Raw genomic sequence first — 26,052 nt, 5'->3', positions numbered from 1 at the left:
AACGAAAGGGATAGAGGTGACCCTCTGAATGGACAAACAATTGAATAATGCACCATGCGGTTTCCTCACTTTGTCAGAAGAGGGTTCAATTATAGCGGTCAACCGTACCCTGCTCAACATCCTAAAATATGAGCAGGAACAGGTAATCGGCCAGCATATGGATACGATCTTGACCGTTTCCGCACAGCTTTTCTACCAGCTTTATTTTGTTCCGCTTTTGAAACTGGAGCAGCACATTGAAGAAATGTACATTTCCCTGCAAACAAGAGATGGAGAAGAAATTCCCGTCCTTGTCAATGCGGTTGTAAGAGCTGATCGCGGGGCATCTGTCACCGAGTGTGTTCTGATTCCGATGCAGAAGCGAAATGAATATGAAAATGAACTGCTGATGGCCAGAAACGCGGCCCAAGAAGCTTTGTTTGCCAAACAGAAAGCCAATGCAGAATTAGAGATTGCTTTAGGAACGCTGAAGGCTAAACAAGAAGAGCTTCTTGAGATCAACAAACAAAATCAGCAATTTAAATTAAACACCAAAAGAGAGCTTGAGCTCGCCAGAAAGATTCAGGAAAACTCGTTGACTGAACCGATTGTAAATGATCAGATTCAGATTGAGTCTTATTACAAAGCATCCAGTGACTTATCAGGTGATCTATACGGATTTTATCAAATCGATGAACACCGTTACGGCATTATTATCCTTGATGTGATGGGTCATGGAATTTCATCTGCTTTGATTACGATGTCTCTTCATCCTTTGTTCCAGCGCCAGATCACGCAAGGTCTCAGTCCCGTCAAAGTCATGAAAGAATTAGACCGCCATCTTCACAGCTTGTTTCAAAATGATGAGGAAGCAAGACATTATTGCACTGCCATTTATCTCGAGATTGATACAGCCCGGCAAAGAATTGATTATGTCAACGCAGGGCATCCCCCGGCATTATGGCAGGGCGCCGGAGGAACCCAAAATCTGCTGCAGGCAACTGCGCCTCCGATCGGGATGTTTGAAGACACGGTGTTTCAGTCAAGCAGCCTTCCATACACGGAGGGCGGAAGGCTGCTTCTTTATACAGATGGCGTGATGGACCCTACGGCTTCATGTTATTTATTTGATTTATTGAAGGAGCATCCCGAGTTTCCTATTACCGACCTGAAAGAGAAAATGCTTACATCACTGCATCAACATAAGGAAGCCCATCATAAAAGTGATGACGAATGTTTTATAGTAGTTGATTTGAAATAAAAACATCCATGAGACATAACAATGATTTGTTACATCTCATGGATTTTCTGTTTCAGCGTTTCTTCGGGTTATGTCCTGACTCCGCATATTGAAACACCTGCAAAGAAGGCAGCGGGTGTCCGTTAAAATCAAACAAAGCTTGATTATCCACAGCGCTTCCCCCATACCATTTCCCGGCATCTTCAGGGTCGTATTCGGCAGCGTAGCTGGAGGCCCAGCCTGACCCGTACGTTTCCCATAACACTTTGTTTTTCTCTATTTGCGTTTTCGGCCCGACTGGAATCCACGCAGGCTCCCAATAGAAAACGCCAAGTCCTGCCGTGCCCGTATTTGCTACAGCCTGCATCACATCTCTTATCGCATCTGCCTGGCCTTGAACGGACATTGGATATGGCAGCGTCTGCCCGCTTTTTGGCGCTGTATTTTCATGACCGTCGCCATCCTCAGCGGTATAGGTGTATGATGTCTCCGCGACCATAACTTTTTTGCCGTACGTATCAGCGACAGCCTTCAGCACGGAGGTCAAATTCTGTACTGTGCCGTGCCAGAAAGGATAATACGAGCTGGCAAACACATCATAATCCACTTTGTTTTTGCGTAGTGTTTCTGCAATAAATGAATACCTTCCAGTCGTTTCAGGATTGGTAAAATGCAGTGCGACCAGAATGCCGCGGTTTGTTTCCCTGACCGCTCGGCTTCCTTCGTTAAACAATTGGCTCATCTTCGCCCAATCGGTTTCGCCGGCAAATGCCCCTGTTGTTTCATTTCCGACTTGAACCATGCCGATGTTGACGCCTTCCTTGATCATCTTTTGAAGGCTTTGTTTCGTATACTCATAGAGCTTTGCTTTTTTAGCTTCAAAGCTGAGATTCGTCCAAGCTTTGGGCACCTTCTGTTTCGCAGGATCGGCCCAGAAATCAGAATAATGAAAGTCGGCCAGCACCTTCATTCCGTTCGCTGTCGCTCTTTTTCCGATTTCGATCGCTTTTTGGATATCATTGTTTCCCCCTCCATACCCGTTGCCATTTGAATCATACGGGTCATTCCAGATGCGGACGCGAACATAGTTGACGCCAGCTTGTTTTAAGGTTGTAAAGATGTCCTGAGGTTTTCCGCTTGTATTGTAAAAGGTGACGCCGCTGTTTTCTAAAGCAATAACACTGGACACATCTGCCCCTTTGATAAAATCCTTGTTCATACCCTCTACTTTTTTAACGAAAAGCTCATCTGTCTGAAGCTCTGGTACATGTTTCTCCCCCTCAATGGCAGCGGCATATCCCGTTGAACTGAATGCACTCCACACGATAACAGCCGCAAAGAACATTTTCACTCTTCTTCTCATGATTCCACCCCTCTCTCCAAAGTAAGCGTTTTCAAATATACAAGAAAAAAGAATCCGCCCAAATCGAGCGGAGCATCAGCCTAATGTGTGTTTACGACGATTCTCACTTCATATTTTTCCATCGTCAGGTCGCCTGACAATATGTCTCCTGTCATCATATCCTTCACACTCTGATCAAACGTGACCAGCTGCTTTTCTTCCGTAAAATTCATGACAAAAATATAATCATGGTCCTGATCCTGCCTCGCTTGTACGGAGACGCCTTTTCCGTGCCGAACCAGAAAAACAGGAGAAAGCGACAGGTCTGTGATCAGTCCTTTATAGAAATCCCGATGAAATTGATCTTCTAGACGCGCACCGATAAAATACGCCTTGCCCTGCTGATATTGATGGCTTGTCACCGCTGGCGTACGCGCATAAAAATCTTCTTGATACACCGCTTCTGCTGATGCGGTCTTGACATCGATCACCGTTGCATAATCCCTCATTTCATATGTTTGGCTGCGATAGCTGACAGCATTTCGATCCTTCGGATACAGCGTGTCAGTTTCAAGAGGCTCAATCCCGAAAATAGCCTGCAGGTCCGGATGCCATCCGCCTGTGTACGTTAAATCATGCTCATTTACAATTCCGCTGATATACGTCATGACTAAAGTGCCCCCGTTAGCCGTAAACGCTTTCAAACGGGAAATGGTGCCTTCGCTCATCAAATACAGCATCGGGACGATCAGCAGTTTATATGGTGAAAAATCTTGTTCTTTCGTGATGACGTCGACAGGGATATCGTGTTCCCAGAATGTGCGGTAATGCTGCTGAAGCGTTTGCGCATAACGTTTTGTCGCCTTCGCAAACCCCTGAGCATCCTCGAGCGCCCAATGATTTTCCCAGTCATATAAAATAGCGGTTTCAGCGGGCCTCTTCGTCCCGACAACCTCGGACAGCCGTTCTAATGTTTCGCCGACTTTGGCCACTTCTTGAAAGACCCGGTTCTTCGGGCTATTGTCATGATCCACTACTGCCCCGTGCAATTTTTCTGATGACCCGCGTGATTTACGGTATTGGAAATAGAGAACGCTGTCCGAACCGTGGGCAATCATTTGCATGGACGACAGCAGATTCATGCCCGGGCGCTTCGCCTTGTTGACGTTATGCCAATTGACTGCGCTTGGCGTACACTCCATTAATAAGAAAGGCTGCTGCTTCAGGCTTCGGTACAGGTCGTTGATAAAGCCGACCTTCATCGCTAAATCAGCTGTGCTTTCCCAGTCATTGTGCCAAACCGGATAAGCGTCCCAGCTGATGACATCGACATGCTTCGCAAATTTGCTGTAGTCGAGGCCCTGATACGGTATTAAATCCGGTGTATCAGCCATAAAGTTCGTTGTGATAGGGATATCAGGCGTCAGTTCTTTCAGCGGAATGATTTCATTTTCATAAAACGAAATCGTTTGATCGGTGACGAACCGGCGCCAGTCTAAATTCAAGCCATGCAAGCCATTTTCACCGATCGGCGAAGGGCTTTCAATCTGTGACCAGTCATTGAATGTATGGCTCCAAAAAGGAGTCCACCACGCATGGTTCAGTGCCTTGAGGCTGTTGTCATATTTCGATTTCAGCCACTCCCTGAAAGCATGCTGGCATAGATCGCAGTGGCAATCTCCCCCGTATTCATTTGAGATATGCCACATTAACAGCGCCGGATGATTGCCATATCTCTCTGCTAATAACCGGTTAATGTGACGTGTCTTTTCACGGTAGGCCTTTGATGTGATGCAGTGGTTGTGCCTTCCGCCGTGCAGCTGTTTGACTCGGGAAGCATTGACACGCAAAACTTCAGGATAGGTTTGCGACAGCCAGGCAGGACGCGCTCCGCTTGGCGTTGCTAATATGACCCGGCCGCCTATGCTGTGAATCTGTTCAAAAATATCATCCAGCCATTCAAATTGATATACGCCCTCCACCGGCTCAAGCGCGCTCCATGCAAAAATGCCGACAGAAAACGTATTCGTATGAGAAAGCTTCATCAGCTTGATATCATCAGCTAAAATATCGGGCCGATCAAGCCACTGATCAGGATTGTAGTCTCCTCCGTGGAGCATAAATTTTGCTTCTGTTACGTGCGTTTTTTCAAGCTTCGACATCATATTCTCCTCCTTATTCTCCTAGCCTTTCGTTCCCCCTGCGGTTAATCCGGACACAAAATTCTTTTGCAGCATGATAAAGATGACGGCAACCGGGATGCTGATGAGCAGGGCTCCGGCCGCAAATGTCGTATAGCTGGCCCCCATGACATCGTTCACTAAATTGAATAGGCCGACGGGCAATGTATATGATTCAGGCGTTCTCAATATCGTTGAGGACAGCACAAAATCTCCGAGCGGGCCGGTAAAGCCGTTCATAGCGACCACTGTGGCCATCGGTTTTGATAATGGCAGAATAATCTGGAAGAAGATTCTTGTGCTGCTGGCCCCGTCAATCTTGGCGCTTTCGTCTAAATCCATCGGGATGGAATCCATGTACCCTTTCATCAAATACGTATTCATCGGGATCAGGCCGCCGATATAAAGCAAGATTAACAGCCAATGGCTATTGATCATCCCCAAGATTTGCGCCAATACAAACAAGGCAATTAAAGCCGAAAACTGGGGAATCATTTGCAGCAATAAAAAGAGAGTTAAAGCGTATTTCCTCCCTTTAAATCGAAACCGCGAAAACGCATAGGCGGTAAATGTCACACAGATCAAAGACCCCGCCATCGTAAACAGGCTAATCTTCATTGAGTTGATATACCACTGCACATATTGAAGGCTTTCTTTGCCCGCAAATAATTCCTTGTAATGGTCGAATGTCGGATGCTTCGGAATGATGGATGTACTGATCAAGCTGTTGCCGGGGTTAAAGCTAGCGCCTGCCGTCCAAAGGAGGGGATAAACAATGATGACCGTCATACAGGCTAACAACAAGTAAGAGAAAAGGAGACGGATATATTTTCTGACCTTCATATCTGCCAGCATGCCTCATGCCTCCTCTTTAAAAGACTTCGTCCGCCTGAACTGCCACAACGCAATGGAAATGACGAACACAGATAATAAAATCGTTAAAGCTGCGGCGAGTGAATATTGGCTGGACTGCATTGTCAATTTATAAATCCACGAAACGAGGATATCTGTCCCGCCAGCTGTTGATCCGGTGACAGCCGGACCGCCGCCATTGAATAGATAGATAATATTAAAGTTATTAAAATTAAACGTAAACTGAGTAATGATAATCGGAGCCATGGCAATGAACACCATTGGAAGCGTGATGTATCTCAGCTTTGCGAAGACAGAAGCGCCATCAATCGTGGCTGCTTCATACAGATCGTCCGGGATCGACTGCAACACGCCTGTTGAGACAAGAAAGATGTACGGAAACCCAAGCCAGCCCTGCATGAGAATCAGCGCAAGCCTAGACCAATTGGCATCTGTCATCCACGGAAGAGGCTCTATCCCGAAAAAAGCCAAGATGTCGTGATTCATCGCACCGAAGCTGTCATTAAACAGCCCTGCAAAAATTAAAATCGTTACAAATCCGGGAACGGCCCAGGGCAAAATCAGAATCGTCCGGAAAAAGCGTTTAAAACGAATGTCTTTCTGATTGACAATGATCGCGAGAAAAATCCCTAAACTGACTTGCAGTGTGGATGCGGCAAGTGTCCAAACCACCGTCCAAGCCAGCACATCAAAAAAAGTCGACCTCCAAATATCAACTGTGAAGATGTTTGAGAAGGTTTGAAAACCGACCCAATCGATTAATTTAGCAGGAGGGGAATGGTACAAATCATAGTTTGTAAAAGCTACTGCAAAGCTGAACAAGATAGGAAAAACCACGGCGAATATTAAAATAAACAAAGATGGGCCGCTGACAACATAAGGATAGCCCTGAGAAATGATATTTTGGTATTGTTCCTTTAGGGAACCCAACGGCTTGTTTTCATCACGCCGTTTTCCGCTTTGAAACGCATCGCGAAGATTCGCATAATACACCGCAAGGCCAAAGCAGGTCACAATCACAGCGATAATCCCTTCCGCCAGGAGAAACACGGAATTATCCCGCGGCACTTCTGTTCCCAGAGTAAAGATTCCCCAAAACCCCATATTGAGCAGATCTCCAAAGACCGCAAAAAACGATGCGCCTAAGGAAAGAAAGACAAAACCTTTTATCCATTGCTTGTTATAAAATTGCCCCAGCCCCGGGATGATTGACAGGAACAAAGCGATTTGACGATGCTGCACCGTTTTCACCTCTCTTACAATACAAATCTAGCTTTCTCTTTATTTTCCGCTGTGCTTTGCCTTGATTTGTCCTTTGGCCGTTTCAGCTGCTTGATCCAATGCTTGTTTGGGATCCGCTTTTCCTGTTGCAATCGTTTGTAATGCCGAATCAGCCGGCGTCCATATTTCATTCATTTCCGGGATATTTGGCGTCAGCTCTGAGAAGCGGGATTGTTCAGTAACAGCCCGTGCCGCCTCGCTTTTCATAATAGCCTGGTCATTGGCTAAGGATTTCACAGCAGGGACTTCCTTCGATTGTTCATATCGTGTTTTAGAATTCTTTTCGTTCGCGAGAAAAACGGCTAATTCTTGCGCCAGCTCCGCATTCTTTGAAAACGCACTGACGTTGTAGCTTTTGACGCCGATAAAGGAGCTCATGTTTTTCCCATTGTCTAGCTTCGGCAGTTTCGTTATGCCATAATTGATTCCTGCTTTCGAAAAGGCTTCTACATTCCACGGGCCCGAAATAATCGCGGCGGCTTTTCCTTCTGTGAACAGTGATTCCAGCACATTAATCCCTTGTTCTCCAATAATGCCGGCCGGGAATAAGCCCTCTTTGTAAAACTTCTGAATCAGCGCCGCACCTTTGACAGCGCCTTCATGATTGATCCCGATGTCAGACGGGTTATAGCTGCCGTCATGATTCTTACCGAAAATGTATCCGCCGTATCCGCTCATCACACTTTCCGCGTAATAAATTTGATCGAACAGGGCTAAAAATCCAAACTTGCTTCCGTCAGCTGTCTTTTTAGAATAGTCGTACCACTCTTCCAGCGTTTGCGGCAATTCCTTCTCTGAGATGAGATCTTTGTTGTAAAAAAGCACTGTCGTTTCCACCGCTTTAGGCAGCCCATAAAGCTTTTGATCTACCATTTGAGACTGAATGGAAGCGTCAGTATAGAGCGATTGAACGTCCTTTTCGACATGTAATTCCTTAAGTAATCCTTCCGTCACAGCCGTTCCGATTTGGTCACCGGGCATTGTTAACACGTCAGGCCCCGTGCCGGCCGGTCCGTCCATCCGCAAATCTTCAATCTGCTGGGCATACGGTTTTTCCACGACTTTAACCTTTACATCATGCTCTTTTTCAAACGCAGCAACGGCGTCTTTAATGCCGATGCTCTTTTCTTTATCCTCCCACACGACAAGCTCTGACCCTTTTGAGCTTGATTTGGCACTGCTGCTTTCCTTTGGGCCGCAAGCCGCCAAGGATAAACTGACAGCCGAGCAGAGCATGAGTACGGAACACTTTTTTACCATTTTCATTGATTGTCACCCTTTCGGTATGAATGAAAGCGCTTTTAAAATAATATAGCACGCCTGAGAAAATGTGTAAACAAACTATTTACCTCCAACAGTAAATTTTTTTACCTAAATAAAAAATGACTTAGTCTCCTAAGCCATTGTTAATTCATACTCTTTCTGACGATTAATTCCGCCCCCAAGTATAATGTTTTTACCGTTCTTCTTTTGTCTTGCACTTGTTCAAGCAGCATTTCAACAGCATTTTTACACAATTCATGTATATCAATATGAAACGTCGTCAAAGGAGGCGAAACATACTTTGCGAAGCTGATGTTGTTGATGCTTACAACGCTCACCCTGTTCGGTATGGCAATTCCCTTTTCATTCAGGGCTTGCAGACAGCCTACTGCAATCGGGTCCGCCGCGATCAAAAAAGCGGTCGGGAGCTGATCACCTAATGTGTCAATCGCTGCTGTCATCAGGCGGTAGCCATTTTCTACAGAGAACCCGCGATGACAGAAAATATAACGCTCGTCCAGCATGCCTTTTTCCCGCATATAGGATCTAAAGGTTTGTTCACGGATGTCCATTTCATCCTGATTGTTGTTGGGATTTTTGTATGTGCCGCCGATAAACCCGATGGTCTTATGCCCCTTCTCGCTCAGGATGTTTACCGTTTTCCTTGTCATTTGGGCTAAATCAGGCCTTACCGAGTCAAAATGATCTGGATCAGGAGTTGAATCGATAAAGACGCCGTTTTCAGTGAGATTTCTGAGGAAAGCCAGCTCTTGATCAGAAAATGTGCCGACGGCAATAAACCCTTCGATATGTTCAGGAATGCTTTCGATTCCATCCGATATTTTATAAGTGGTCATGTCGACATTGAATGCTTTCGCCAGTTTCTCTACTTCTAATCTCATCGTTTTAAAATAGACATCTTCTAATTCTTCTTTATCTGTCAGCCAATATAAAAACGCAATATGTTTCACTAGCGGCCTTACTGTTTTCTTGCGGTAATTGAGCTTTTCTGCCGCTTCATAGATTTTCTCCCGTGTCTCATCAGGAACAGAAAGGCTTTCATCGTTATTTAAAACGCGGGAAACGGTTGAAATCGAAAATCCCGCTTCCTGCGCGATATCTTTAATTGTCGCCATTGCATCTGCCTCCATTATTCAGCTTGCCGTTCATTTTAGTAAAATATTTTACTTTCTTTTCTGCAAATGTCAAGTGCACAAAGCCCTTGCTGCATCATGTAAAAAGACTGAACCATTTGCGGCTCAGTCTCGGTTGTTTGTATCATGCGGCACCGGCAGAATTGCCCGGGAAATGAGTTGGTTATTGCACATTTTCCTCGAAATATCTCGAAAGCACATCTTCCACATTCGTTAAATGCGCCAGCATGGCAGCCTCCGCCTGCACTCCATCCTGTGCTGCCACGGCTTTGTAAATCCGTTCATGCTCCTCATAAAGCCGCTGAACTGAGGTCTTTTTGGAAAACAGCCAGATTTTCCGTGTTTCTCTCATCGTTTCCAGCAGCAATGATGAAACATGATTCATCAAATGTTTGAGAAGATCATTTTGGGAAGCGTCAGCAAGCGCCAGATGAAATGCGAAGTCTGCTTTCTCGCCCAGCTCCCCGTCCGCTTCAATGCTGCTCATTTCCTTTAACGTAGCATGAATTCTTTCGAGATCCTCTTCTGTCCTTTTTTCAGCAGCTAATGACGCCACGCCGATTTCAAGCAGTTTTCTGACCTCGAGCAGCTGCTTGACATCCTCTTTTTTCATAAGAAGCGCGGCTGAGAGCGGCTGAGAAATTTGATTCGGTTCAAATTCCTTCAAGTACGTGCCTTCTCCCTGTTTCATTTCGACAAGCCCCATCGCTTTTAATGCAGAAAGTGCTTCGCGGACCGCTGAGCGGCTGACTTGAAAGCTTTCAGAAAGCGCCTGAACGGAGTCCAATTTATCTCCCGGCTTCAATTCGCCGTTTTTGATCATATCTAATAGTGCATCCGCCACTTCTTCATATATTTTCTTTGTTTTAATCTGTTTGTATTTCAATGCAATTCACCCCGTAACTTGTAGGTCTGGCTGGTTACGATCTATTATACTCTGTTTTGGGGGCCGCCAAAAGATTTTGACAATTTTGTCAAAAAGTCTTGTACTTTGATTTTTTTCAAAATATAATGCTAGGTAACTGGTCTTATTACCCAGTCATCAGATGATCATATCATCTTCAGAAACCGCTTACATATGACGCCAGTTTATGTTTCAAGGAGGGGTTTGGGATGCAATGGACACAGGCATTTACGCCTATAGGGGGAAATTTGCTTTTATCTGCGCTTGCCGCACTTGTACCGATTATTTTCTTTTTTTGGGCACTCGCGATTAAACGGATGAAGGGGTATACAGCGGGCTTGTCCACCTTGGGGATCGCGCTTGTGATTGCTGTATTGGTTTATCGGATGCCGGCGGAAAAAGCGCTGATGTCCGCTACACAAGGAGCCGTATACGGGATTTTGCCGATCGGCTGGATCATTGTAACGTCTGTTTTTTTGTATAAAATCACTGTGAAAACGGGACAGTTTGATATTATTCGAAGCTCTGTTCTCTCGATTACCGATGACCGCCGGCTTCAGGCGCTTCTGATCGCTTTCTCATTCGGTGCTTTTTTAGAAGGAGCGGCGGGCTTCGGGGCGCCGGTCGCCATTTCTGCCGCGCTGCTGGTCGGCCTCGGCTTTAACCCTCTTTATGCGGCGGGAATCTGTTTGATCGCCAATACGGCGCCGGTCGCCTTTGGGGCGATTGGGATTCCGATTACAGCTGTAGAAGGGCCGACAGGGATTCCGGCGATGGAGATTTCGCAAATGGTCGGGCGGCAGCTGCCGTTTCTATCCGTATTTATTCCTCTTTATTTAATCATTATCATGAGCGGGTTCAGGAAAGCCTTTGAAGTTTGGCCGGCGATTCTCGTTTCCGGTGTTTCCTTTGCTGTTGTTCAATATCTCAGTTCTAATTTTTTAGGGCCTGAGCTGCCGGATGTTTTGTCCGCTCTGGTTTCGATGGCTGCACTTGCTGTGTTTTTAAAATGGTGGAAGCCGAAAACAACATTTCGGTTTGCCAGTGAACAGGAATCGGCCGCTGCGATTGAAACGGCGAAAACAAATTCAGCAACACCTGCGTACAGCGGCGGACAGATATTCAAGGCCTGGTCGCCATTTCTGCTGCTGACAGTGATGATTTCTGTATGGGGCATTCCATCTGTCAAATCGGCGCTGACCGGGCATTATGAAGGCTCCGCTGTTTTCTTGAAGTGGCTGAATGCTGTTGGAGAAAAATTGACTTTTGCCCCCGGTGTGCCTTTTTTGAACAATCAAATTGTCAATGCTGACGGTGCGCCGATTGAAGCTGTTTACAAGCTCGAGGTGCTTGGTTCGGCCGGCACCGCGATATTGATTGCCGCTGTGCTGTCAAAGTTCATCACGGCGATTTCGTGGAAAAACTGGGGAGCTGTTTTTCAGGAAACAATCCAAGAGCTGAAGTTTCCGATTTTGACCATTGCTTCTGTCGTTGGTTTTGCCTATGTCACCAATTCCTCTGGAATGAGCACGACACTCGGGATGACACTCGCGCTGACAGGTTCAATGTTTACCTTCTTCTCGCCTGTTCTCGGCTGGCTCGGCGTCTTCATTACCGGCTCAGATACCTCTGCCAACCTGCTGTTCGGCAACCTGCAGAAAGTCACCGCATTATCAGTCGGCATGGACCCGGTTCTGTCTGTCGCTGCCAACTCATCAGGCGGTGTCACAGGAAAAATGATTTCGCCGCAGTCAATTGCGGTAGCGTGCGCCGCGGTAGGACTCGCCGGAAAGGAATCAGATCTTTTCCGCTTTACGATTAAGCACAGCTTGTTTTTGCTGCTGCTCGTTTGTATCATCACCTTTTTGCAGCATCATGTGTTCAGCTGGATGATTCCGTAAAAAAATCCTCCCGTCAAGGGAGGATTTTATTTATACCGTTTTCTCGCCGCCGATGACGGAATGTTCATTTGATCGCGGTATTTTGCCACGGTTCGTCTGGAGATTTGGATGCCGTGCTGTTCATATAGCAAATCAGCTAGCTTTTGATCTGAGAGCGGTTTTGTTTTGTCCTCTTGATTGATCAGGTCTTCAAGATGCGTTTTGACTGCATAGTTAGACGCATCTCCATCTCCTGAAGCCTCGGCTTTTGCTGAGAAAAAGAGTTTCATCTCAAACAGTCCGTACGGCGTTTGTATCGTTTTCCCTTTAATTGCCCGGCTCACAGTTGATTCATGAAGGCTTAGGCAGTCCGCTACATCCCTGAGAGTCAGCGGCTTCATTGCGCTTCGCCCTTTCAGAAAGAAATCCTTTTGGCGCGTGATCAGCTCATTTACAATTCTCGTAATCGTCTGTTTTCGCTGTCGCAGCGCACGGCTAAGCCAGCGCCATTCCTGATATTTTGCAGATAAATAAGAGGCGGTATCCTGACAGGAGCCGGACGATAAAAGCGTTCTGTACTGCGGATGCAGGTCTATCTCTGGAAACGAGCGGGTATTCAGCTCCGCTGCGATGTGCCCGTTTTTCACGGTGATAAAAATGTCAGGCTCGATATACACATCTTGCTCTGGCCGGGCAAATAGAAGGCCCGGTCTTGGATGAAGAGCTGCGATGTCATCAGAGATATCTTGAATGGTATGAAGCGGAATTCCTGTTTCTCTTGAAAGCGCTTTCCAGTTTTTTTGCGCGAAAGCATCAAAATGAGCTGAAACAAGCATTTCCGCTTGTTCATTTCTGTTCGGCAGCCGCTGTAATTGAAGAAGGATACATTCCTGCAGAGATCTTGCACCGATTCCAGCCGGCTCTAACGACTGGAGTTTTGCCAAAACAGCTTCCGCTTCCTTGATTGAAACAGATAGTCGCCGTGCTGCCTCCTCCACTTCTTCTTCCAAGTACCCGTTCGAATCAAGCGAATGAATCAGATAATTGAAAATCTTTTTTTCAGAGTTTGTCAAATTCATATCAAGTGACTGCTGTTTTAACACATCCTGCAATGTTTTTTGCGGATCACTTAATTGAAGGCCTGCTTCCTGTGCATTCATCCTGTTTTTGTTTATTTTATGGTAAGATAGTGGCGGTGTGTCTGTTTCCTTTCGTTCAATAAGAGGGTTTTCCAGTGAGAGCTCATCAATGTATTCGGCGAGTTCTGCCGAATGATAGCCAAGCAGCGTGATGGCCTGCCTGAGCTCCTGTGTCAGTTGAGGCTTTAATACTTGTACTTGCTGAAGTTTCATATCCATCTTGCTCACTCCCCTTTCTTCATTGTACATGATTGAGATCGCACCGTATACATTTATGAAAAAGGAGCTGCCAAAGAAATGTCTGAACTTTTTTCCGTACCTTATTTTATTGAGAATTTCAAACAGCATATTGAAATGAATCAGTCTGAGGATAAAATCCACGCGATGAACAGTTACTACCGTTCCGTCGTCTCAACGCTTGTGCAGGACCAGCTGACGAAAAACGCAGTCGTCTTGAAACGGATTCAGCATTTAGATGAAGCGTACAACAAAGTCAAACGGGGAGAATCAAAATAAACCTTCCGCTCACATGTGAGCAGGAAGGTTTTCCTTCTTTGAAGCGCTCTGGATGAGTCGAGTATTCGGCACGCCTTCCATCCAGGTGTGATAGTAATTGGCGTTTTTCCCGTACGAATTATCAATGACCGTGTTTTCTTTTTGAAGAAGAGAAGACAAGATGTGGCCGTGCAGCCTTGACGTTTCTACCGATTCGTAACGGCTGAAAAACCGAATCGCTTTTTTAACGATATAATCCGAGTATTTTTCCCATATATACGCGATGGGCAGAGGGTTGCCCGCTTTTTTGTTCAAGACGTTCAGCGTTTGCAGAAAAGCGATCGTCCGGCGGTCTGAAGCTGACAGCACCGTGCGCCAATCGTAGCTTTCCGCTTTTGCGTCTTCCTGAAGCTCCTTGTTTGCTTCATGATCTGTTCTGATAAATCTCAGCTTTTGATTGATCGGCTGCTGCGTTGGAACGACGGGAAACAGCTGATGAGCCATATCAGGCAGAAGCTTAATATGATTGCTTGTAAAGTAAGCCTGTGCTGTTGCATAGGAGGCTTTTTCCCTTGTGATGATGTGGAGATTCGCATGTTTAGAAAATATCTCCGCTGTCCGTTTGAGATTGTCTTTGTTTTGAAAATAAATTGATTGCGGCAGGATCACGATTTTGTGGTTCGGATAGGTTTGGACGATTTTCTCTCTAAAGCCTTGATAATACGGATACAAGTCCCCGAAGTTGCCGCCTCCCTGGCAGACGATGATGAGGTTCGGATCCAGCTTTCGTCCAACTGGAAAATTGTCGGGATTCCAGCGTTTTCTGACCCGGATCCCATGTTCTTTAAAGAATGCTTCTGTTCCCTTCATAATAAATAAATCCCCTACATTTCCGTATAGAGGATAGTCGGCATATATGATCTCGGACTGTTTCGGAATGACATCGAGCAGCCCGGACAGTTTCTGTTTCAGGCTGATCATCGAATACTTGCTGTCCATTTCTTCACCTCGGCAGTTTGGAATAAGTGTACTAGCACATCAATGACCCGGTCTTGTTCTTTTTCCGTCAGATTTGACCCTGATGGGAGACAGATCCCTCGTTTGAAAAGATCTTCGCATACGCTTCCTGTATCTTCATGAGAATAAAATAAAGACGGCTCAAACAGCGGCTGGGTATGGAGCGGCTTCCACAGCGGCCGCGCTTCAATGTTTTCTTCCGCAAGGCGTTGAACCGCGTCATATGGGCTCAGCCCGTTATCAAGTGTGAGCGTGGTCAGCCAGCGATTGGATACACCTGCTGCATGCTCTGGCATAAAGCGGACGCCGTTTATGTGACCGAGTGCATTTTTGTATCTTGTGAAAATGGCCCTTCTTTTCTCCACCCGCTCATCCAATACCTCAAGCTGGGCAATGCCCACGCCGGCGAGGATATTGCTCAGTCTGTAATTGTGTCCGATTTCGCTGTGCTGATAATGAACAGCCGGCTCTCGTGCCTGCGAAGCGAGAAATCGTGCTTTCTCAATGGCGGCTTCATCGTCTGAAACGAGCATCCCGCCCCCCGATGTGGTAATAATTTTGTTCCCGTTAAATGAAAAAATGCCGAAGCGCCCGAATGTCCCGCTTTGCTTCCCTTTATATACTGTGCCGAGAGATTCGGCTGCGTCCTCAATGACAGGAACTCCGTATGCATCACACAGGCTTACGATTTCATCCATTTTCGCGCTTTGCCCATATAAATTGACGGCAATGACCGCTTTTGGCAGCTTTCCGTTTCTTTTCGCATCCTCCAGTGCTCGTTCAAGGGCTTTCGGGGACATATTCCACGTATCAGGCTCAGAATCAATAAAGACAGGCACCGCTTTTTCATACAAAATCGGGTTGGCGGTTGCTACAAATGTGAAGGACTGGCAAAACACACTGTCTCCTTCTTTTACCTCAAGCAAACGCAGCGCCAGATGAATCGCCGCCGTTCCAGAGCTGACCGCAGCCGCCCCTTTTATGCCGACGCGTTCAGCCAATTGTTCTTCAAATGAATTCACGAGAGGCCCAAGCGGCGCAATCCAGTTTGAGCGAAAGGCTTCTGAAATATAGTGCTGCTCTCTGCCGCTCATGTGAGGGGGAGATAAGTAGATTTTTTTATGCATATAATCATCCTTTGTTTTCTGTTTGAATGGAAGAAATAATGCGCGCCGGGGCACCGGCCGCCGTTACCCTGTCCGGTATGGAACGGATCACCGCGGAGCCGGCGCCGACAGTGCTCCAGGCTCCGATTGTGAGCTGCGGTATGACGGACGCGCCGGTTCCGACATGAGCGCCTTCCTGAACAACAACCGCTCCTGACAGCGTGACACGCGGGGAAAGATGGACATAATCGCTGATTTGATTGTCGTGCTCTGCCACTGCACCCGTATTGATGATGCAGTGGGCGCCGATACGCGCATCCGCCTGAATGATCGCGCCCGCCATAATTACGGTCCCTTCCCCGATGACAGCGGACTTGCTGACGATGGCTGTCGGGTGAATCAATGTAATGAACTCTTCTTTCTTCAGTCCCAGTCGCTCTGCCAGCTGTTTTCTGACACTGTTGTTTCCGATGGCGATCAGGAACAACACATCGGGGACCAGCCTGCGCACTTCAGAAATGGCTTCCGGCGGGCCTGTGCACCACTCTTTTCCGGCTTCAAACGATCTGAATTTATCATCCAGCACAGCGGTTAAGCGCGTGTCTGGCCGGGCGTTTATCAGCTCTCTGATCACCTTTCCGTGTCCGCCGTCACCCACAATGGCCACGTTTCTCATGAGGACACATCTCCGCTTCCTGTAAACCGTTCCGCCGTCACATGATTGGTTTGCTGAATCCCTTCTGAAACAAGCACTTTTCGCACCGTCAAACATAAAATTTTCAAATCGAGAAAAAATGATCGGTTGTCAACGTACCAAACATCGAATTCAAATTTCTTTTCCCAGGAAATTGCGTTTCTGCCGTTGATTTGCGCCCAGCCTGTGATACCCGGCTTCACCTCATGGCGCCGTGCCTGCTTTTCTGTATAAAGCGGCAGATAGTCCATCAAAAGCGGCCGCGGACCGACAAGGCTGAGATCGCCTTTTAGGACATTCAGCAGCTGCGGAAGCTCATCGATGCTCAGCTTCCTGATCAGCCTGCCCGTTTTCGTCAGCCGGACTTCATCAGGCAGCAGATTTCCTTCACTGTCCCGTTCATCCGTCATCGTTCGGAATTTATAAAGGGTGAACGGTTTGCCGTGCAGGCCCGGCCTTACTTGCTTAAAGAAGACGGGTGATCCTATTTTCAGCCTGACAACGGCGATGGTGAGCAAAATGATGACACTCGTACAGCACAATAAAAGAATGGCGACCGTCAGATCAAAAAGTCGTTTCAGGATCAAAGATTCACAGCTCCTTTCGTTTTTCGAAACCGTTTCAGTACCAGCTGTCTTTCCTCTTTCGTACAAACGAGCGTAAAAGCGAAAACGGCGTAGCAGCAGCTGACTGTCATTCCCGCTGCTATTAGTGATGTCCAGCCGTCAATCTTCACAAAGAACCGGATCGCCTCACAGACCGCCCAGGCAAACGCAGCTGCTGAAAGAGGCCCGATTATGCCTTTGAAGAACACGTGCTTTTTGTAGCCGGTAATGCGGGATACGTAAAGCGGCGTAAAGATGGCATTTTTTAAAATAAGAGAAATCGCCCCGGCCAATGTAATGCCGTACAGGCCAAGATGAGCCGGCCCGCTCAGCGCGACGGCCAGCACCACATTCACCGCGCCTAACAGCAGGGTAACGATCGCCGGTGTTTTTTGTTTATTAAAGGCGGTCCATATATAGAACATTGGCATAAAGGCGAGGCTGACCACTAAGTATCCGGCATGAATATATAAAAGCGGTGCTATAGACGAAAAGGACGGTCCGAGCCAGATCGTCAGAAAAGGCCCCGCCAAACCGCCCAATAAGGCAGCGGGAAGCGCAAGCAGAAGACCGTTCAGCCTCACTGCCTTGTTAGCGTAATTCACCAATCCGTCCATATCGCCTTTTGAATAATACGAAGTCATAAGCGGCGCAAACAGGGATGCGACTGTTCCAGCCAAGCTGCGCAGCAGCAGCGGAAACTGGATTATCGCCGCGTATTTCCCGGATGCAGACGCCCCCAGCACCAAATTGGCGGTTAATAGATCAATCTGCAAAAAAAGCAGGACGCCGATTTGATTGACGGAGCTCCATGTGCCCGCCTGAAACAGCTCCTTGCTTGTGCGGAATGAAAGATCCTTCATACGAAACGAGAACCACGGAATCAGCTTTTTGAAGAAATAGAAAGACAGCACAGACGCGATGACAGCACCAGTTAAAGCGGCAAGCTGGATCTGCCAGATTTTCGGCGTGAAGCATGCAAACAAGAGCAGCACAGACAGCACGCGTACTAGCATTTGCACCGCCTGAATTGAGCTGGTGATGTATAGGCGGTTGGCATAAAATGGAGCAGCGCCGAAACCCGCCATCAGAAACGTTAAAATGAACAGCAGACTGCCGATCAAAATCGACAAACGCACATCGGCCAAAAGCGCTGGCGGCACGTTCATGATACGGTCAATAAAAAAAGCCGAACCCGCAAGAGGCAGCAAAAGAAGCAATGATATCAGAACAGACGCCGCCAAATAGTTGCTGATATACGCATTTGCTTTATCCCGCTCTCCCCTGTGGGCGGCGACAGAAAAGAACCGCACGACAACCGAGCTGAGCGCCACGGTGATAATTGAAAAGTAATTAATCACATTTTGTGTCAAATGAACAAAGCCGAACGCTTCCACACCAAGCGTTTTGACAATAAAAGGCGTCATCCAGACTGACAGGAATACGGACAAGAGAAAAGCCGTGAGATTAGCGCTGAAGTTTATCGTGAATTTCATGCCTGCTTCGCACTGCCTTTCATCGTCCCCCGCTGCTCGAAAAACAGCTTGATGAGAAATATGAGCCGCAATTTGCACAGGCCTAATACCAAACGCTCGCCTCTTAATAATTTCTCATGCTGAAACGGTGTATTTCTGACAGCCTGCCGCACCATGTCATAGGATAAAATCTGTCTGATCTGCTTTTTGATGTCTTTCGGCGGATTTGGAGAAGCACAGGCATTTGCCAGAAGCATCGGAAGCTGGTGCTTGCAAATGTACACATTTAAATCTTCTTTACATACACCTGCTAAACCGTAATGATTGTAGAATGCGATTTTAGCCTGATATTGCTTTTGAATCTGTTCATCCATCGCCGGCTTATAAGGCATTTCTGTCAGGCTGTTCGGGTTTTCACGATAGATGTACAAGCCTTCATCCAGCATTTTCACCCGCTCCGCTTCGAAAAAAGCGGACAAATTGAAGGGGGAGTCTTCGGCAAAACGGATGTCTTCATCAAACAGCAGATTCGCCCTTTCCAAAAGCTCACGGCGATAAACATAACGCCATACATACCAGATAAATCTCGTTTCGTGAGCATGTTTGAGCCGTTCAGCAATTTCCGCTTTTGTCAGCACGCGGTTTGTGTCAAGCTGCGGCGGCACATATACCCGACTGTCCGCTGACTGCTTGTAAAAACCGCATCCAGCGATGTCGAGCCGGTTCTCCTCCGCTTCTTCAATCAGCCTCTGGAACATGGCGGAAGATACATAATCGTCTCCATCGACAAAGCCGATGTACGTGCCCCGCGCGGCCTTTATTCCCGCATTTCGCGCTGAACTCAGCCCGCCGTTTGTCTGATGAATGACCCGGATTCTCGCATCCCGTTTTGCATAGTCCTCTGCAATCTCGCCTGAACGATCCGGAGTTCCGTCATTCACGAGGATGATTTCAATATCAGAAAGCGTTTGACGAAGCAGAGAATCGATGCATTCCTCTATAAATGGTTCAACGTTATACATCGGGACAACAATGCTGACGACCGGGGTCATTGCGCTTCACCGCTGATTTTGTCCCGTAGCCCTTTAAAATACACATCTCTCGGAAAGCCGGCACGGGGTGTTTCTTTTGTTAACAGCTCTTTTACTGCGTCTGTCACGCGCTCGGGGTCCGGATGTTCAATCAGCTTCATGAATGGGATGTCTTTGAGCCATTGATAGCCCTCCATCACCTTGTGGTCGAAGGAACGGATGACAACACACGGCGTTCCTGTCAGCGCGCAAAAAATCATGCCGTGAAGCCTGTCAGTGACAACAGCTTCTGCGCTTTGCAGCTTAGACCACAGCGCTTCAAGCTCCTGCTCCCGTGAGTCGCGGCTGACCCGGCGCCCAATCGTTGTCGTAAAGGATTGGATTTCGCCGAATTCTTCAAAAAGCGCGGCCTTGACCCGGTTTCTCTCATCCTCCTGAAGGACGCTTTCCTGATCCTCGCGCAAACACATATAAACCCCTTCGCGCTCTGCGGGGGTCTTGCTTCTATTTAAATACAGCACCATGTCCGGCTGCTTCAAAATCGTTTTTTCTTGAAAATGCCGTTTCATAAATTGATACGTTGTTTCATCCCGAGCCATCAGCAATAGGCCGGGGTGCGCATTATAAATTTTCTGTGCCCGTTTCAACTCTTTGCGCCCCTTTTTCGTGTCAGAAAAATGAGCCGTTGCCGGAAGCTGGACAACTCGATAGTCGTGAAATGTTTTAATGATAAAGCGGCGCGTCCACTCCTCATAACGGTATAAATCCCCCATGTTTCCGCCGCCGATGATAAAGACCATATCCTCCGGATGGCGCGAGCGGAGCAGCGCTTTCGCTGATTTGTAAATGTCCTTCATATCGACCTCGACGATGTCAAAATCGGGATATTCCCGCTCAAGAAATGCCTTGCTGGCATAAGCAATCGCGTGGTCTCCCAAATTGTCATGAGACGGCAGCAGGGTCAGTATGATTTTTTTCTGATGTGCTGCGGCCTTTACCGGCTGATCGGCCGCACCCAGCCAATATTGGGACGGGTATTTGACCTTAAGCAGCAGCCATTCTGCAAGATTGATTTTCAACGATTGTAACGACATGTCCTCACCCTCTGTTCCTCATTTTGTACTCGATTACCCGCTGATACACGGCCGATGCCATAGCGACGAACGGAATCATTCTGTATTTCGCCATCAGAAGCAGGCATGACCGTTTTGCATCAAAAGTCGCAGTACCCGTTTTTGAGAGGCTCTCCTGAAACACCGGGTCCGCGCAAATCACGCCGACATTTCTAAGCTTTTCAAACAGCCGGCCGCTGCCGCTTGTTTTCCATTCGTTCAGCATACAGATGCTGCTGTGAAGCACGATAAAGGTATCAAGCTCCTTTCGGTACTCCTCCATTTTGTTGTTCTCCTGTAAAAAAGCCGCATTCGCCTCATACAGCGCAAGTCCTGATTCAAACAGTTTTTTCTGATAGCGCTGCACGATGGATGATAGGTGAATTCTGTAATGATAGAGCGGCGCTTTTACATAGGATACCGAACGGGCGAAAAAATGAGCCCGGAAGCTGAAAAACTGATCCTCGACATGCTCCAGCTCGCCTCGGAGGGGAAACGACAGCCGGTGTGCTTCAATCATGCTTCTTCTGTAAAGTTTGTTCCATGAAAACCCTCTGACCTTCCCTTCGAATAACGCCTTGATATAGTGCTCCTTCGGCTGCCACTGATAGGTTTCCGCAATGTCAGAGAGCATCGTTTTTCCAGTGTCCTCAAACTCCGCGGCGTAATTGCAAATGACCAGATCAGTTTCATCGCCTGCTGCCTGGAGCATCCGCTCGCAATAATCAGGCTCGATCCAATCATCTGAATCGATAAACGCGATAAAATCGCCGCGTGCCGCCTCGATGCCTTTATTCCGAACCGCGCCGAGCCCTTGATTCTCCTGATGTATCACTCTGAACCTGTTGTCGTTTTTGGCGTATTCCTCCGCGATATCAGGGCTGGCGTCTGCTGAACCGTCATTGACGACGATGATTTCAATATTGTCCACCGTCTGATTCCGCAATGATTCTAGACACGTTTTGATATATGTTTCTGTGTTATAAACAGCAACTAACAGACTAACCGCAGGTGTTTCCATAATGACCGGCTCCTCTTGCATAAATTACCGGGAAAAAATCGTTCTGTAGGGCAGAACGGACGAATCAACCGGCATAAGCAAATAACTGTAAAGAAAATAACAAACAACGATAGCGATATAGATAAGGGCATTCGATTTTTCATCAAAGATCCTGACGAAATAAGGGACTAAGATCATTTGATACAGGCCGAAATAGATATTGAATCTGGCAAAGATCACGTCCTTTGTGGCCAAAAGCCCGAACAAAAACCCGAGCAGGCACAAATTGACGACGATATCGATTTGCGGCCACAGCTTCCGCAGACGCGCTCTGTAGCAAAAGGCGAGAAACAGCGGCAGAACCAAGACAGCGATTTTGATCACATTCATTCCATTTGTGTTTGTCATGAGCCATTTTTCATAATGACTGTATGAGCTGTTTTCAAGCACAACGACAAACACAGAAATAAATTTTTGATATAAAAACGTCATGCCGAGAAATAAAGCGGATAGGCCGAATATCGCCGGTGACCAGGCTTTTCTTCTGACAATAAAGTACACTGGAATCATAATCAGCGCCGAGGAATGAAAGAGCGAGCTGATCAGCACGATCAGAAAATATCGCTTCCAGTTCCCGCTGATGATATAACGGATCGCCCAAAACAAAGCAGCGGCCACCATGTATTGCCTGATGCCGTTAAAAGACGCGTAATAATGGAAGGTTCCTAAAAATAAAAAGACACTCAGCTCAAACGGCCTTCCGTAGTCAGCGAGTGTCTTCATAATAAAGCTGTAGGTCACGGCCGCAACCGTTATATACATGATTTGGGGATCTTTCGTGATGAAATTCATCAGCCAAAGCAGTGCGGTAAAGCCCGGATCTGTCGCCATTTTCGCTGTCCCGAAACCGAATATCTGCCACACGTTTTGATAATCGCCCGCCATTTCGTACAGCAGCGTGTACGTCTGAAAATCCGTGCCGACTCTGTAGCGGAGACCCGACACGAGCACAAGTGAGGCGAGCGGAATCCAGATCAGAAGCTTATTCGGCCGATACCCCGTAGCGAGCGAATCGTCACGGCCGCCGCACATTTTAGCGAACCAAGACCAAATATATACAATTCCCATATTGACGGCATATACAATCATCGTTTATAGTCCTTTTCCGCTGCTGATGTTGTACACATTCAGCAGCTCTCCTACATTTTGCTGTGCATCGTAGCCGAGTTCGGCAAGTGTTTCTTTGATGAGCTCCCGCTTCGGCCTGCCTGAGGCGGCCGCCCTTGCAATGGTTTCAGCCCAGATACCGATCGGCTCAGAAAGACTCAATCTCGTCACAAGCCCGAGACCGGCGTCGACTTTTTCTGTAATGTTGTCTGAAATGATGCATGGAAGCCCCGATGCCTGCGCTTCCACAAGCACAACCGGCAAGCCTTCGTACAGAGACGGCATGACAAACACATCAAATGTGCGCATCAATTCATGAATACGTTCTTCAGTGCCTAAAAAAAGGACCTCTGAAAGCAGATTCAGCCGCCGCACCTCCTCTTCCATTTTCTCGCGCAGCGGCCCGTCTCCTGCGAGAACGAGCTGAAAGCGAACCCCTCGTTCCTTGAGATGTGCAGCAAGCTTCAGTAGAAACGCGTGGTTTTTCACTTCATGAAACCGGGCCACATGGCCAATGATCATACGGTCAGCCGCTATGCCGCGTGCTGTTTTTTCTTCATCAGCCCTCTGCCCATTTGGAGCGAACAAATCAAGATCAATCCCGTTCGGAAGGAGATGAACGCGCTCCCGTTCCATGTTGGACTGCCCGAATAAAAACCTGCCCGCATCCTCTCCGCAGGCACACAATGCTGTCGCATTCGACAAGATAAGCTGCCTAAACACCATCAGCTGCAGGCGATCCTTCCAATTGAAGCCGGTTTTCCACGACGTATTGTGGGAATGGCATACCCTGACCGGCACTCCGGCAAGCCTTGCCGCAAGGGCGATAAAGCCCGTTTGAAAATCCGTGTGGGCATGGACCGCGCTGAACGGCCCGTTTTCTTTTATCGTGTTTCTCACATTCCTCACAAATGTAAGGGGATTGCTTTGTCCGATGCTCGGGACATAAAAAAGCCGCCCGCCTAAAGATAAAATTTCTTCATCATAAGCGCACGGATCATTTCGATACGTTAAAAAATCAAATTGTACTTTGCTTCTGTCCATTTTCCGATATAAATTCATCACCATGGTTTCCGCGCCGCCCCTGTTCATACCGCTGAGAACATGGAGCACGCGTTTTTGGCTGCTACTCATGCTTGACAAGCCCTTCCTTTTGGTTCGTCACTCTATTTTTGTGGTAGCGATTCATCACGGCTGGGGGCATAAACGCGCGGATTAACGGTTTTGCGATATATATGTAATCAAATAAAGGAAGCTTCAAGCGCCTACATGCCTGATAGACAAGGATGGCATTGTCAATGGAATACGTAAATGACCGCCGTTTGAATGCATCGCTGTCTTCCCTTACTTTATACAAGGCCTCCTGGAGATTGTAGCCCCTGAAGCCCTCTTCAAAAAAGCGAAGCCACAAATCAATATCCTCCATCCGTCTCGTCCGCCGCACCGAACGGTAGCCTTTCAGCGTGCGGTAGGCGCTCGCCCTCATCATAATCGTTCCGTGGCAAAACGGGGTCCCTTTTGCCATGATGGCCGGCTCTGGAACAGAAGGCAGGATGCGTGTGCCCCTTACGCCACATTCATCAAATACAAGCATGCCGGTGCCAACCACCTGATAGTGGCGGTGTTTTTCTAAAAACGCGACCTGCTTTTCCAGACGGCGCGGAAACGAAAGATCGTCTCCGTCCTGGCGGGCGATATATTCGCCTGTCGCATGCGAAAGACAATGATTTAATGAAGCGGCAAGCCGCTTGTTTGTTTTGTTTTGAATCAGCTTGATGCGGTCGCTGTAATGAGCGGCATACTGCTTCGCGATGCGGAGCGTGCCGTCTGTTGACGCATCATCGCACATAATCAGCTCCCAATTTTTATAGGATTGGCTGAGAATGGATTCAATGCTTTCCGCCAAAGTACGTTCGCAATTATAAATGCCCATAATGACAGAAACTTTCGGTCCTGAGTTCATACGCTTTTCTCCTTTGTATCCATATCCATGTACGCGGAATAAATATCTGCCATTTCTTCCACCGTTCGCGCCTCCGAAAAGCGCAAGGCTGTTTTTCGGCCTTCCTGTCCCAGCTTTCGGCAGAGTTCCGGCTTATGGTAAAGCTGTTCAATCCGGCGGGCAAAAGTAGCACTGTCACCGATTTTGATCAGAAAACCATTTTCTCCGTCGCGGATGATTTCCCGATGCCCGCGGTTATCCGTGGCGATCGCCGGTTTTTCCGCCGCCATCCCTTCAAGCACATTCATGCCGAGGCCTTCTCTAATGCTGGATGCGACAGATACATCCGCCAGCTGAATCAGCTCATGTATGTCGCGGCAAAAGCCGTAAAAACGGACATTGCCGGAAGCGCCAAGCTTTTCAGCTAACGTTCGATACGTTTGTTCCATCGCCCCTTCTCCGGCAAAAACAAGACAGAGCGACGGAATTTTTTCTTTCAGCAAGGCTACGGCTTCAATTAACAGCTTCTGATTTTTGTTCAGATTGAGCTCAGCTGGATAAACCAATATAAAATCATCTTCACGGAATCCGTGTTTTTCTCTGAGTCTTTGCTGCTCTTTCGGGCTGACAGGCCGGAAACGCTCGGTATTGACGCCGATGCCGTGAATTTTCCGCGTCATTCCGCCCGGCCTTTGAAGTCCTTTTGCCCGAGTGTAATCCTCTTCATTGATCGTGATCAGGCAGTCGGTATATGCCGAAAGCCATTTCTCAACCGGATAGTAAAGAAGCCAATTTTTTATCGGCGCTCCGCTGCAGAAGTGAAAGCCGTGCGCTGTGTACAACACCTTTGTTCCGTGCCGCCTTGCCTGCCTCGCCGCTAGTCTGGCGAGCACGCCGCCGACCGGCGTATGGCAATGGACAATGTCATATTGATTGGTGTCGATCACGTCCTTCAGCTGTCTGTAAACGGCCAGATTCTGAGGATGAAAGGGTGATCTGCGAATCGGGATGGAGAATTTCTCATCCACATACGGCAGCTTGGTTTGTCCGCTCGCGGCGACATGAACCTCCCAGCCCATTCGTTTAAACCATTTAAAGTAAGGGAGGTGAAAGGCCTTAAAATGATAATCAACAGTCGCGCAAAACAAGATCTTTTTCGTCATCTTCACTCCC

Annotated in this window: 22 protein-coding genes and 1 pseudogene; 3 read left to right on the top strand and 20 right to left on the bottom strand. The window is 47.6% G+C overall.

From position 1 onward, the window contains the following. Positions 1–28 precede the first annotated feature (28 nt). Complete coding sequence (rsbP, locus tag KHQ79_RS07100; protein ID WP_225514605.1) at positions 29–1,240, top strand: phosphoserine phosphatase RsbP; 1,212 nt, start codon at positions 29–31, stop codon at positions 1,238–1,240. 52 nt (positions 1,241–1,292) lie between these two features. Here the strand turns inward: rsbP and ganB are convergent, their stop codons facing one another. The 7 genes from ganB to lutR form a co-directional block, all read right to left on the bottom strand. Then, positions 1,293–2,582, bottom strand: coding sequence for an arabinogalactan endo-beta-1,4-galactanase (gene ganB / locus KHQ79_RS07095; RefSeq protein ID WP_225514603.1), 1,290 nt, complete (start codon positions 2,580–2,582; stop codon positions 1,293–1,295). 80 nt (positions 2,583–2,662) lie between these two features. Further along, positions 2,663–4,726, bottom strand: coding sequence for a beta-galactosidase GanA (gene ganA, locus KHQ79_RS07090; RefSeq protein WP_225514602.1), 2,064 nt, complete (start codon positions 4,724–4,726; stop codon positions 2,663–2,665). An 18-nt stretch (positions 4,727–4,744) separates the two neighbouring features. Then, positions 4,745–5,596, bottom strand: a complete 852-nt coding sequence (gene ganQ / locus KHQ79_RS07085) for a galactooligosaccharide ABC transporter permease GanQ (RefSeq protein ID WP_225514600.1) — start codon at positions 5,594–5,596, stop codon at positions 4,745–4,747. A 3-nt stretch (positions 5,597–5,599) separates the two neighbouring features. After that, positions 5,600–6,856, bottom strand: a complete 1,257-nt coding sequence (ganP, locus tag KHQ79_RS07080; protein ID WP_225514598.1) for a galactooligosaccharide ABC transporter permease GanP — start codon at positions 6,854–6,856, stop codon at positions 5,600–5,602. A 39-nt stretch (positions 6,857–6,895) separates the two neighbouring features. Beyond that, positions 6,896–8,161, bottom strand: a complete 1,266-nt coding sequence (ganS, locus tag KHQ79_RS07075; RefSeq protein WP_225514596.1) for an arabinogalactan oligomer ABC transporter substrate-binding protein GanS — start codon at positions 8,159–8,161, stop codon at positions 6,896–6,898. Positions 8,162–8,301: 140 nt separating this feature from the next. Next, positions 8,302–9,294, bottom strand: coding sequence for a galactan degradation operon transcriptional regulator GanR (ganR, locus tag KHQ79_RS07070; protein ID WP_119914302.1), 993 nt, complete (start codon positions 9,292–9,294; stop codon positions 8,302–8,304). Positions 9,295–9,475: 181 nt separating this feature from the next. Continuing rightward, on the bottom strand, positions 9,476–10,198 hold the full coding sequence (gene lutR / locus KHQ79_RS07065; protein ID WP_119914303.1) for an L-lactate utilization/bacilysin biosynthesis transcriptional regulator LutR: 723 nt from the start codon (positions 10,196–10,198) through the stop codon (positions 9,476–9,478). 227 nt (positions 10,199–10,425) lie between these two features. On the opposite strand from lutR, the gene lutP reads away from it, so the two are divergent. After that, positions 10,426–12,117: an L-lactate permease LutP gene (gene lutP, locus KHQ79_RS07060; protein ID WP_225514594.1), complete on the top strand. Its 1,692-nt coding sequence runs from the start codon at positions 10,426–10,428 to the stop codon at positions 12,115–12,117. 26 nt (positions 12,118–12,143) lie between these two features. On the opposite strand, the gene rpoN is transcribed toward lutP, so the two are convergent. Continuing rightward, complete coding sequence (gene rpoN / locus KHQ79_RS07055) at positions 12,144–13,454, bottom strand: RNA polymerase factor sigma-54 (protein ID WP_225514593.1); 1,311 nt, start codon at positions 13,452–13,454, stop codon at positions 12,144–12,146. A 78-nt stretch (positions 13,455–13,532) separates the two neighbouring features. On the opposite strand from rpoN, the gene yvfG reads away from it, so the two are divergent. Next, positions 13,533–13,751, top strand: a complete 219-nt coding sequence (gene yvfG / locus KHQ79_RS07050; RefSeq protein WP_003235267.1) for a protein YvfG — start codon at positions 13,533–13,535, stop codon at positions 13,749–13,751. A gap of 9 nt (positions 13,752–13,760) precedes the next feature. Here yvfG and KHQ79_RS07045 read toward each other — a convergent pair whose 3' ends face one another. The 12 genes and pseudogenes from KHQ79_RS07045 to KHQ79_RS06990 form a co-directional block, all read right to left on the bottom strand. Continuing rightward, a complete protein-coding gene (locus KHQ79_RS07045) occupies positions 13,761–14,729 on the bottom strand; it encodes a polysaccharide pyruvyl transferase family protein (protein WP_225514591.1) in 969 nt (322 codons plus the stop codon). Continuing rightward, positions 14,708–15,874: a DegT/DnrJ/EryC1/StrS family aminotransferase gene (locus tag KHQ79_RS07040; protein WP_225514589.1), complete on the bottom strand. Its 1,167-nt coding sequence runs from the start codon at positions 15,872–15,874 to the stop codon at positions 14,708–14,710. The genes KHQ79_RS07045 and KHQ79_RS07040 overlap by 22 nt, the downstream gene beginning before the upstream one ends. Positions 15,875–15,878: 4 nt before the next feature. After that, positions 15,879–16,529 carry an acetyltransferase gene (locus KHQ79_RS07035; RefSeq protein WP_225514587.1) on the bottom strand — a complete coding sequence of 217 codons (651 nt, stop codon included), beginning with the start codon at positions 16,527–16,529 and terminating at the stop codon, positions 15,879–15,881. After that, positions 16,526–17,134, bottom strand: coding sequence for a sugar transferase (locus tag KHQ79_RS07030; protein WP_088112048.1), 609 nt, complete (start codon positions 17,132–17,134; stop codon positions 16,526–16,528). The genes KHQ79_RS07035 and KHQ79_RS07030 overlap by 4 nt, the downstream gene beginning before the upstream one ends. After that, positions 17,131–18,648, bottom strand: coding sequence for an MATE family efflux transporter (locus tag KHQ79_RS07025; RefSeq protein ID WP_225514585.1), 1,518 nt, complete (start codon positions 18,646–18,648; stop codon positions 17,131–17,133). Before KHQ79_RS07025 ends, KHQ79_RS07030 begins: the two co-directional genes overlap by 4 nt. Beyond that, the gene (locus tag KHQ79_RS07020) at positions 18,645–19,679 is read right to left on the bottom strand and encodes a glycosyltransferase (protein WP_225514583.1); all 1,035 of its coding nucleotides are present in this window, start codon (positions 19,677–19,679) and stop codon (positions 18,645–18,647) included. Before KHQ79_RS07020 ends, KHQ79_RS07025 begins: the two co-directional genes overlap by 4 nt. Continuing rightward, the gene (locus KHQ79_RS07015) at positions 19,676–20,752 is read right to left on the bottom strand and encodes a polysaccharide pyruvyl transferase family protein (protein WP_003235280.1); all 1,077 of its coding nucleotides are present in this window, start codon (positions 20,750–20,752) and stop codon (positions 19,676–19,678) included. Before KHQ79_RS07015 ends, KHQ79_RS07020 begins: the two co-directional genes overlap by 4 nt. 4 nt (positions 20,753–20,756) lie before the next feature. Continuing rightward, positions 20,757–21,791, bottom strand: coding sequence for a glycosyltransferase family 2 protein (locus KHQ79_RS07010; RefSeq protein WP_225514581.1), 1,035 nt, complete (start codon positions 21,789–21,791; stop codon positions 20,757–20,759). Positions 21,792–21,815: 24 nt separating this feature from the next. After that, the gene (epsG, locus tag KHQ79_RS07005) at positions 21,816–22,919 is read right to left on the bottom strand and encodes a biofilm exopolysaccharide biosynthesis protein EpsG (protein WP_119914313.1); all 1,104 of its coding nucleotides are present in this window, start codon (positions 22,917–22,919) and stop codon (positions 21,816–21,818) included. Next, positions 22,916–24,071: pseudogene (locus tag KHQ79_RS07000) on the bottom strand (glycosyltransferase family 1 protein). The gene epsG and the pseudogene KHQ79_RS07000 overlap by 4 nt, the downstream one beginning before the upstream one ends. Further along, the gene (gene epsE, locus KHQ79_RS06995) at positions 24,064–24,900 is read right to left on the bottom strand and encodes a glycosyltransferase EpsE (RefSeq protein ID WP_225514577.1); all 837 of its coding nucleotides are present in this window, start codon (positions 24,898–24,900) and stop codon (positions 24,064–24,066) included. Before epsE ends, KHQ79_RS07000 begins: the two are co-directional and overlap by 8 nt. Continuing rightward, positions 24,897–26,042, bottom strand: coding sequence for a glycosyltransferase family 4 protein (locus KHQ79_RS06990; protein ID WP_225514575.1), 1,146 nt, complete (start codon positions 26,040–26,042; stop codon positions 24,897–24,899). The genes epsE and KHQ79_RS06990 overlap by 4 nt, the downstream gene beginning before the upstream one ends. Positions 26,043–26,052 lie beyond the last annotated feature (10 nt).

This window comes from Bacillus sp. TSO22, assembly GCF_020223595.1.
GTDB classification, from domain to species: domain Bacteria; phylum Bacillota; class Bacilli; order Bacillales; family Bacillaceae; genus Bacillus; species Bacillus inaquosorum.
The sequence above is the reverse complement of the archived record's forward strand: the minus strand, read 5'-3'. Positions and strand labels throughout refer to the sequence as shown.

Coding starts and splice junctions, on each gene's coding strand:
- rsbP (WP_225514605.1), top strand. CDS start 29: ATGGACAAACAATTGAATAATGCACCATGCGGTTTCCTCACTTTGTCA.
- ganB (WP_225514603.1), bottom strand. CDS start 2,582: ATGAGAAGAAGAGTGAAAATGTTCTTTGCGGCTGTTATCGTGTGGAGT.
- ganA (WP_225514602.1), bottom strand. CDS start 4,726: ATGATGTCGAAGCTTGAAAAAACGCACGTAACAGAAGCAAAATTTATG.
- ganQ (WP_225514600.1), bottom strand. CDS start 5,596: ATGCTGGCAGATATGAAGGTCAGAAAATATATCCGTCTCCTTTTCTCT.
- ganS (WP_225514596.1), bottom strand. CDS start 8,161: ATGAAAATGGTAAAAAAGTGTTCCGTACTCATGCTCTGCTCGGCTGTC.
- ganR (WP_119914302.1), bottom strand. CDS start 9,294: ATGGCGACAATTAAAGATATCGCGCAGGAAGCGGGATTTTCGATTTCA.
- lutP (WP_225514594.1), top strand. CDS start 10,426: ATGCAATGGACACAGGCATTTACGCCTATAGGGGGAAATTTGCTTTTA.
- rpoN (WP_225514593.1), bottom strand. CDS start 13,454: ATGGATATGAAACTTCAGCAAGTACAAGTATTAAAGCCTCAACTGACA.
- yvfG (WP_003235267.1), top strand. CDS start 13,533: ATGTCTGAACTTTTTTCCGTACCTTATTTTATTGAGAATTTCAAACAG.
- KHQ79_RS07045 (WP_225514591.1), bottom strand. CDS start 14,729: ATGGACAGCAAGTATTCGATGATCAGCCTGAAACAGAAACTGTCCGGG.
- KHQ79_RS07040 (WP_225514589.1), bottom strand. CDS start 15,874: ATGCATAAAAAAATCTACTTATCTCCCCCTCACATGAGCGGCAGAGAG.
- KHQ79_RS07035 (WP_225514587.1), bottom strand. CDS start 16,529: ATGAGAAACGTGGCCATTGTGGGTGACGGCGGACACGGAAAGGTGATC.
- KHQ79_RS07025 (WP_225514585.1), bottom strand. CDS start 18,648: ATGAAATTCACGATAAACTTCAGCGCTAATCTCACGGCTTTTCTCTTG.
- KHQ79_RS07020 (WP_225514583.1), bottom strand. CDS start 19,679: ATGACCCCGGTCGTCAGCATTGTTGTCCCGATGTATAACGTTGAACCA.
- KHQ79_RS07015 (WP_003235280.1), bottom strand. CDS start 20,752: ATGTCGTTACAATCGTTGAAAATCAATCTTGCAGAATGGCTGCTGCTT.
- KHQ79_RS07010 (WP_225514581.1), bottom strand. CDS start 21,791: ATGGAAACACCTGCGGTTAGTCTGTTAGTTGCTGTTTATAACACAGAA.
- epsG (WP_119914313.1), bottom strand. CDS start 22,919: ATGATTGTATATGCCGTCAATATGGGAATTGTATATATTTGGTCTTGG.
- epsE (WP_225514577.1), bottom strand. CDS start 24,900: ATGAACTCAGGACCGAAAGTTTCTGTCATTATGGGCATTTATAATTGC.
- KHQ79_RS06990 (WP_225514575.1), bottom strand. CDS start 26,042: ATGACGAAAAAGATCTTGTTTTGCGCGACTGTTGATTATCATTTTAAG.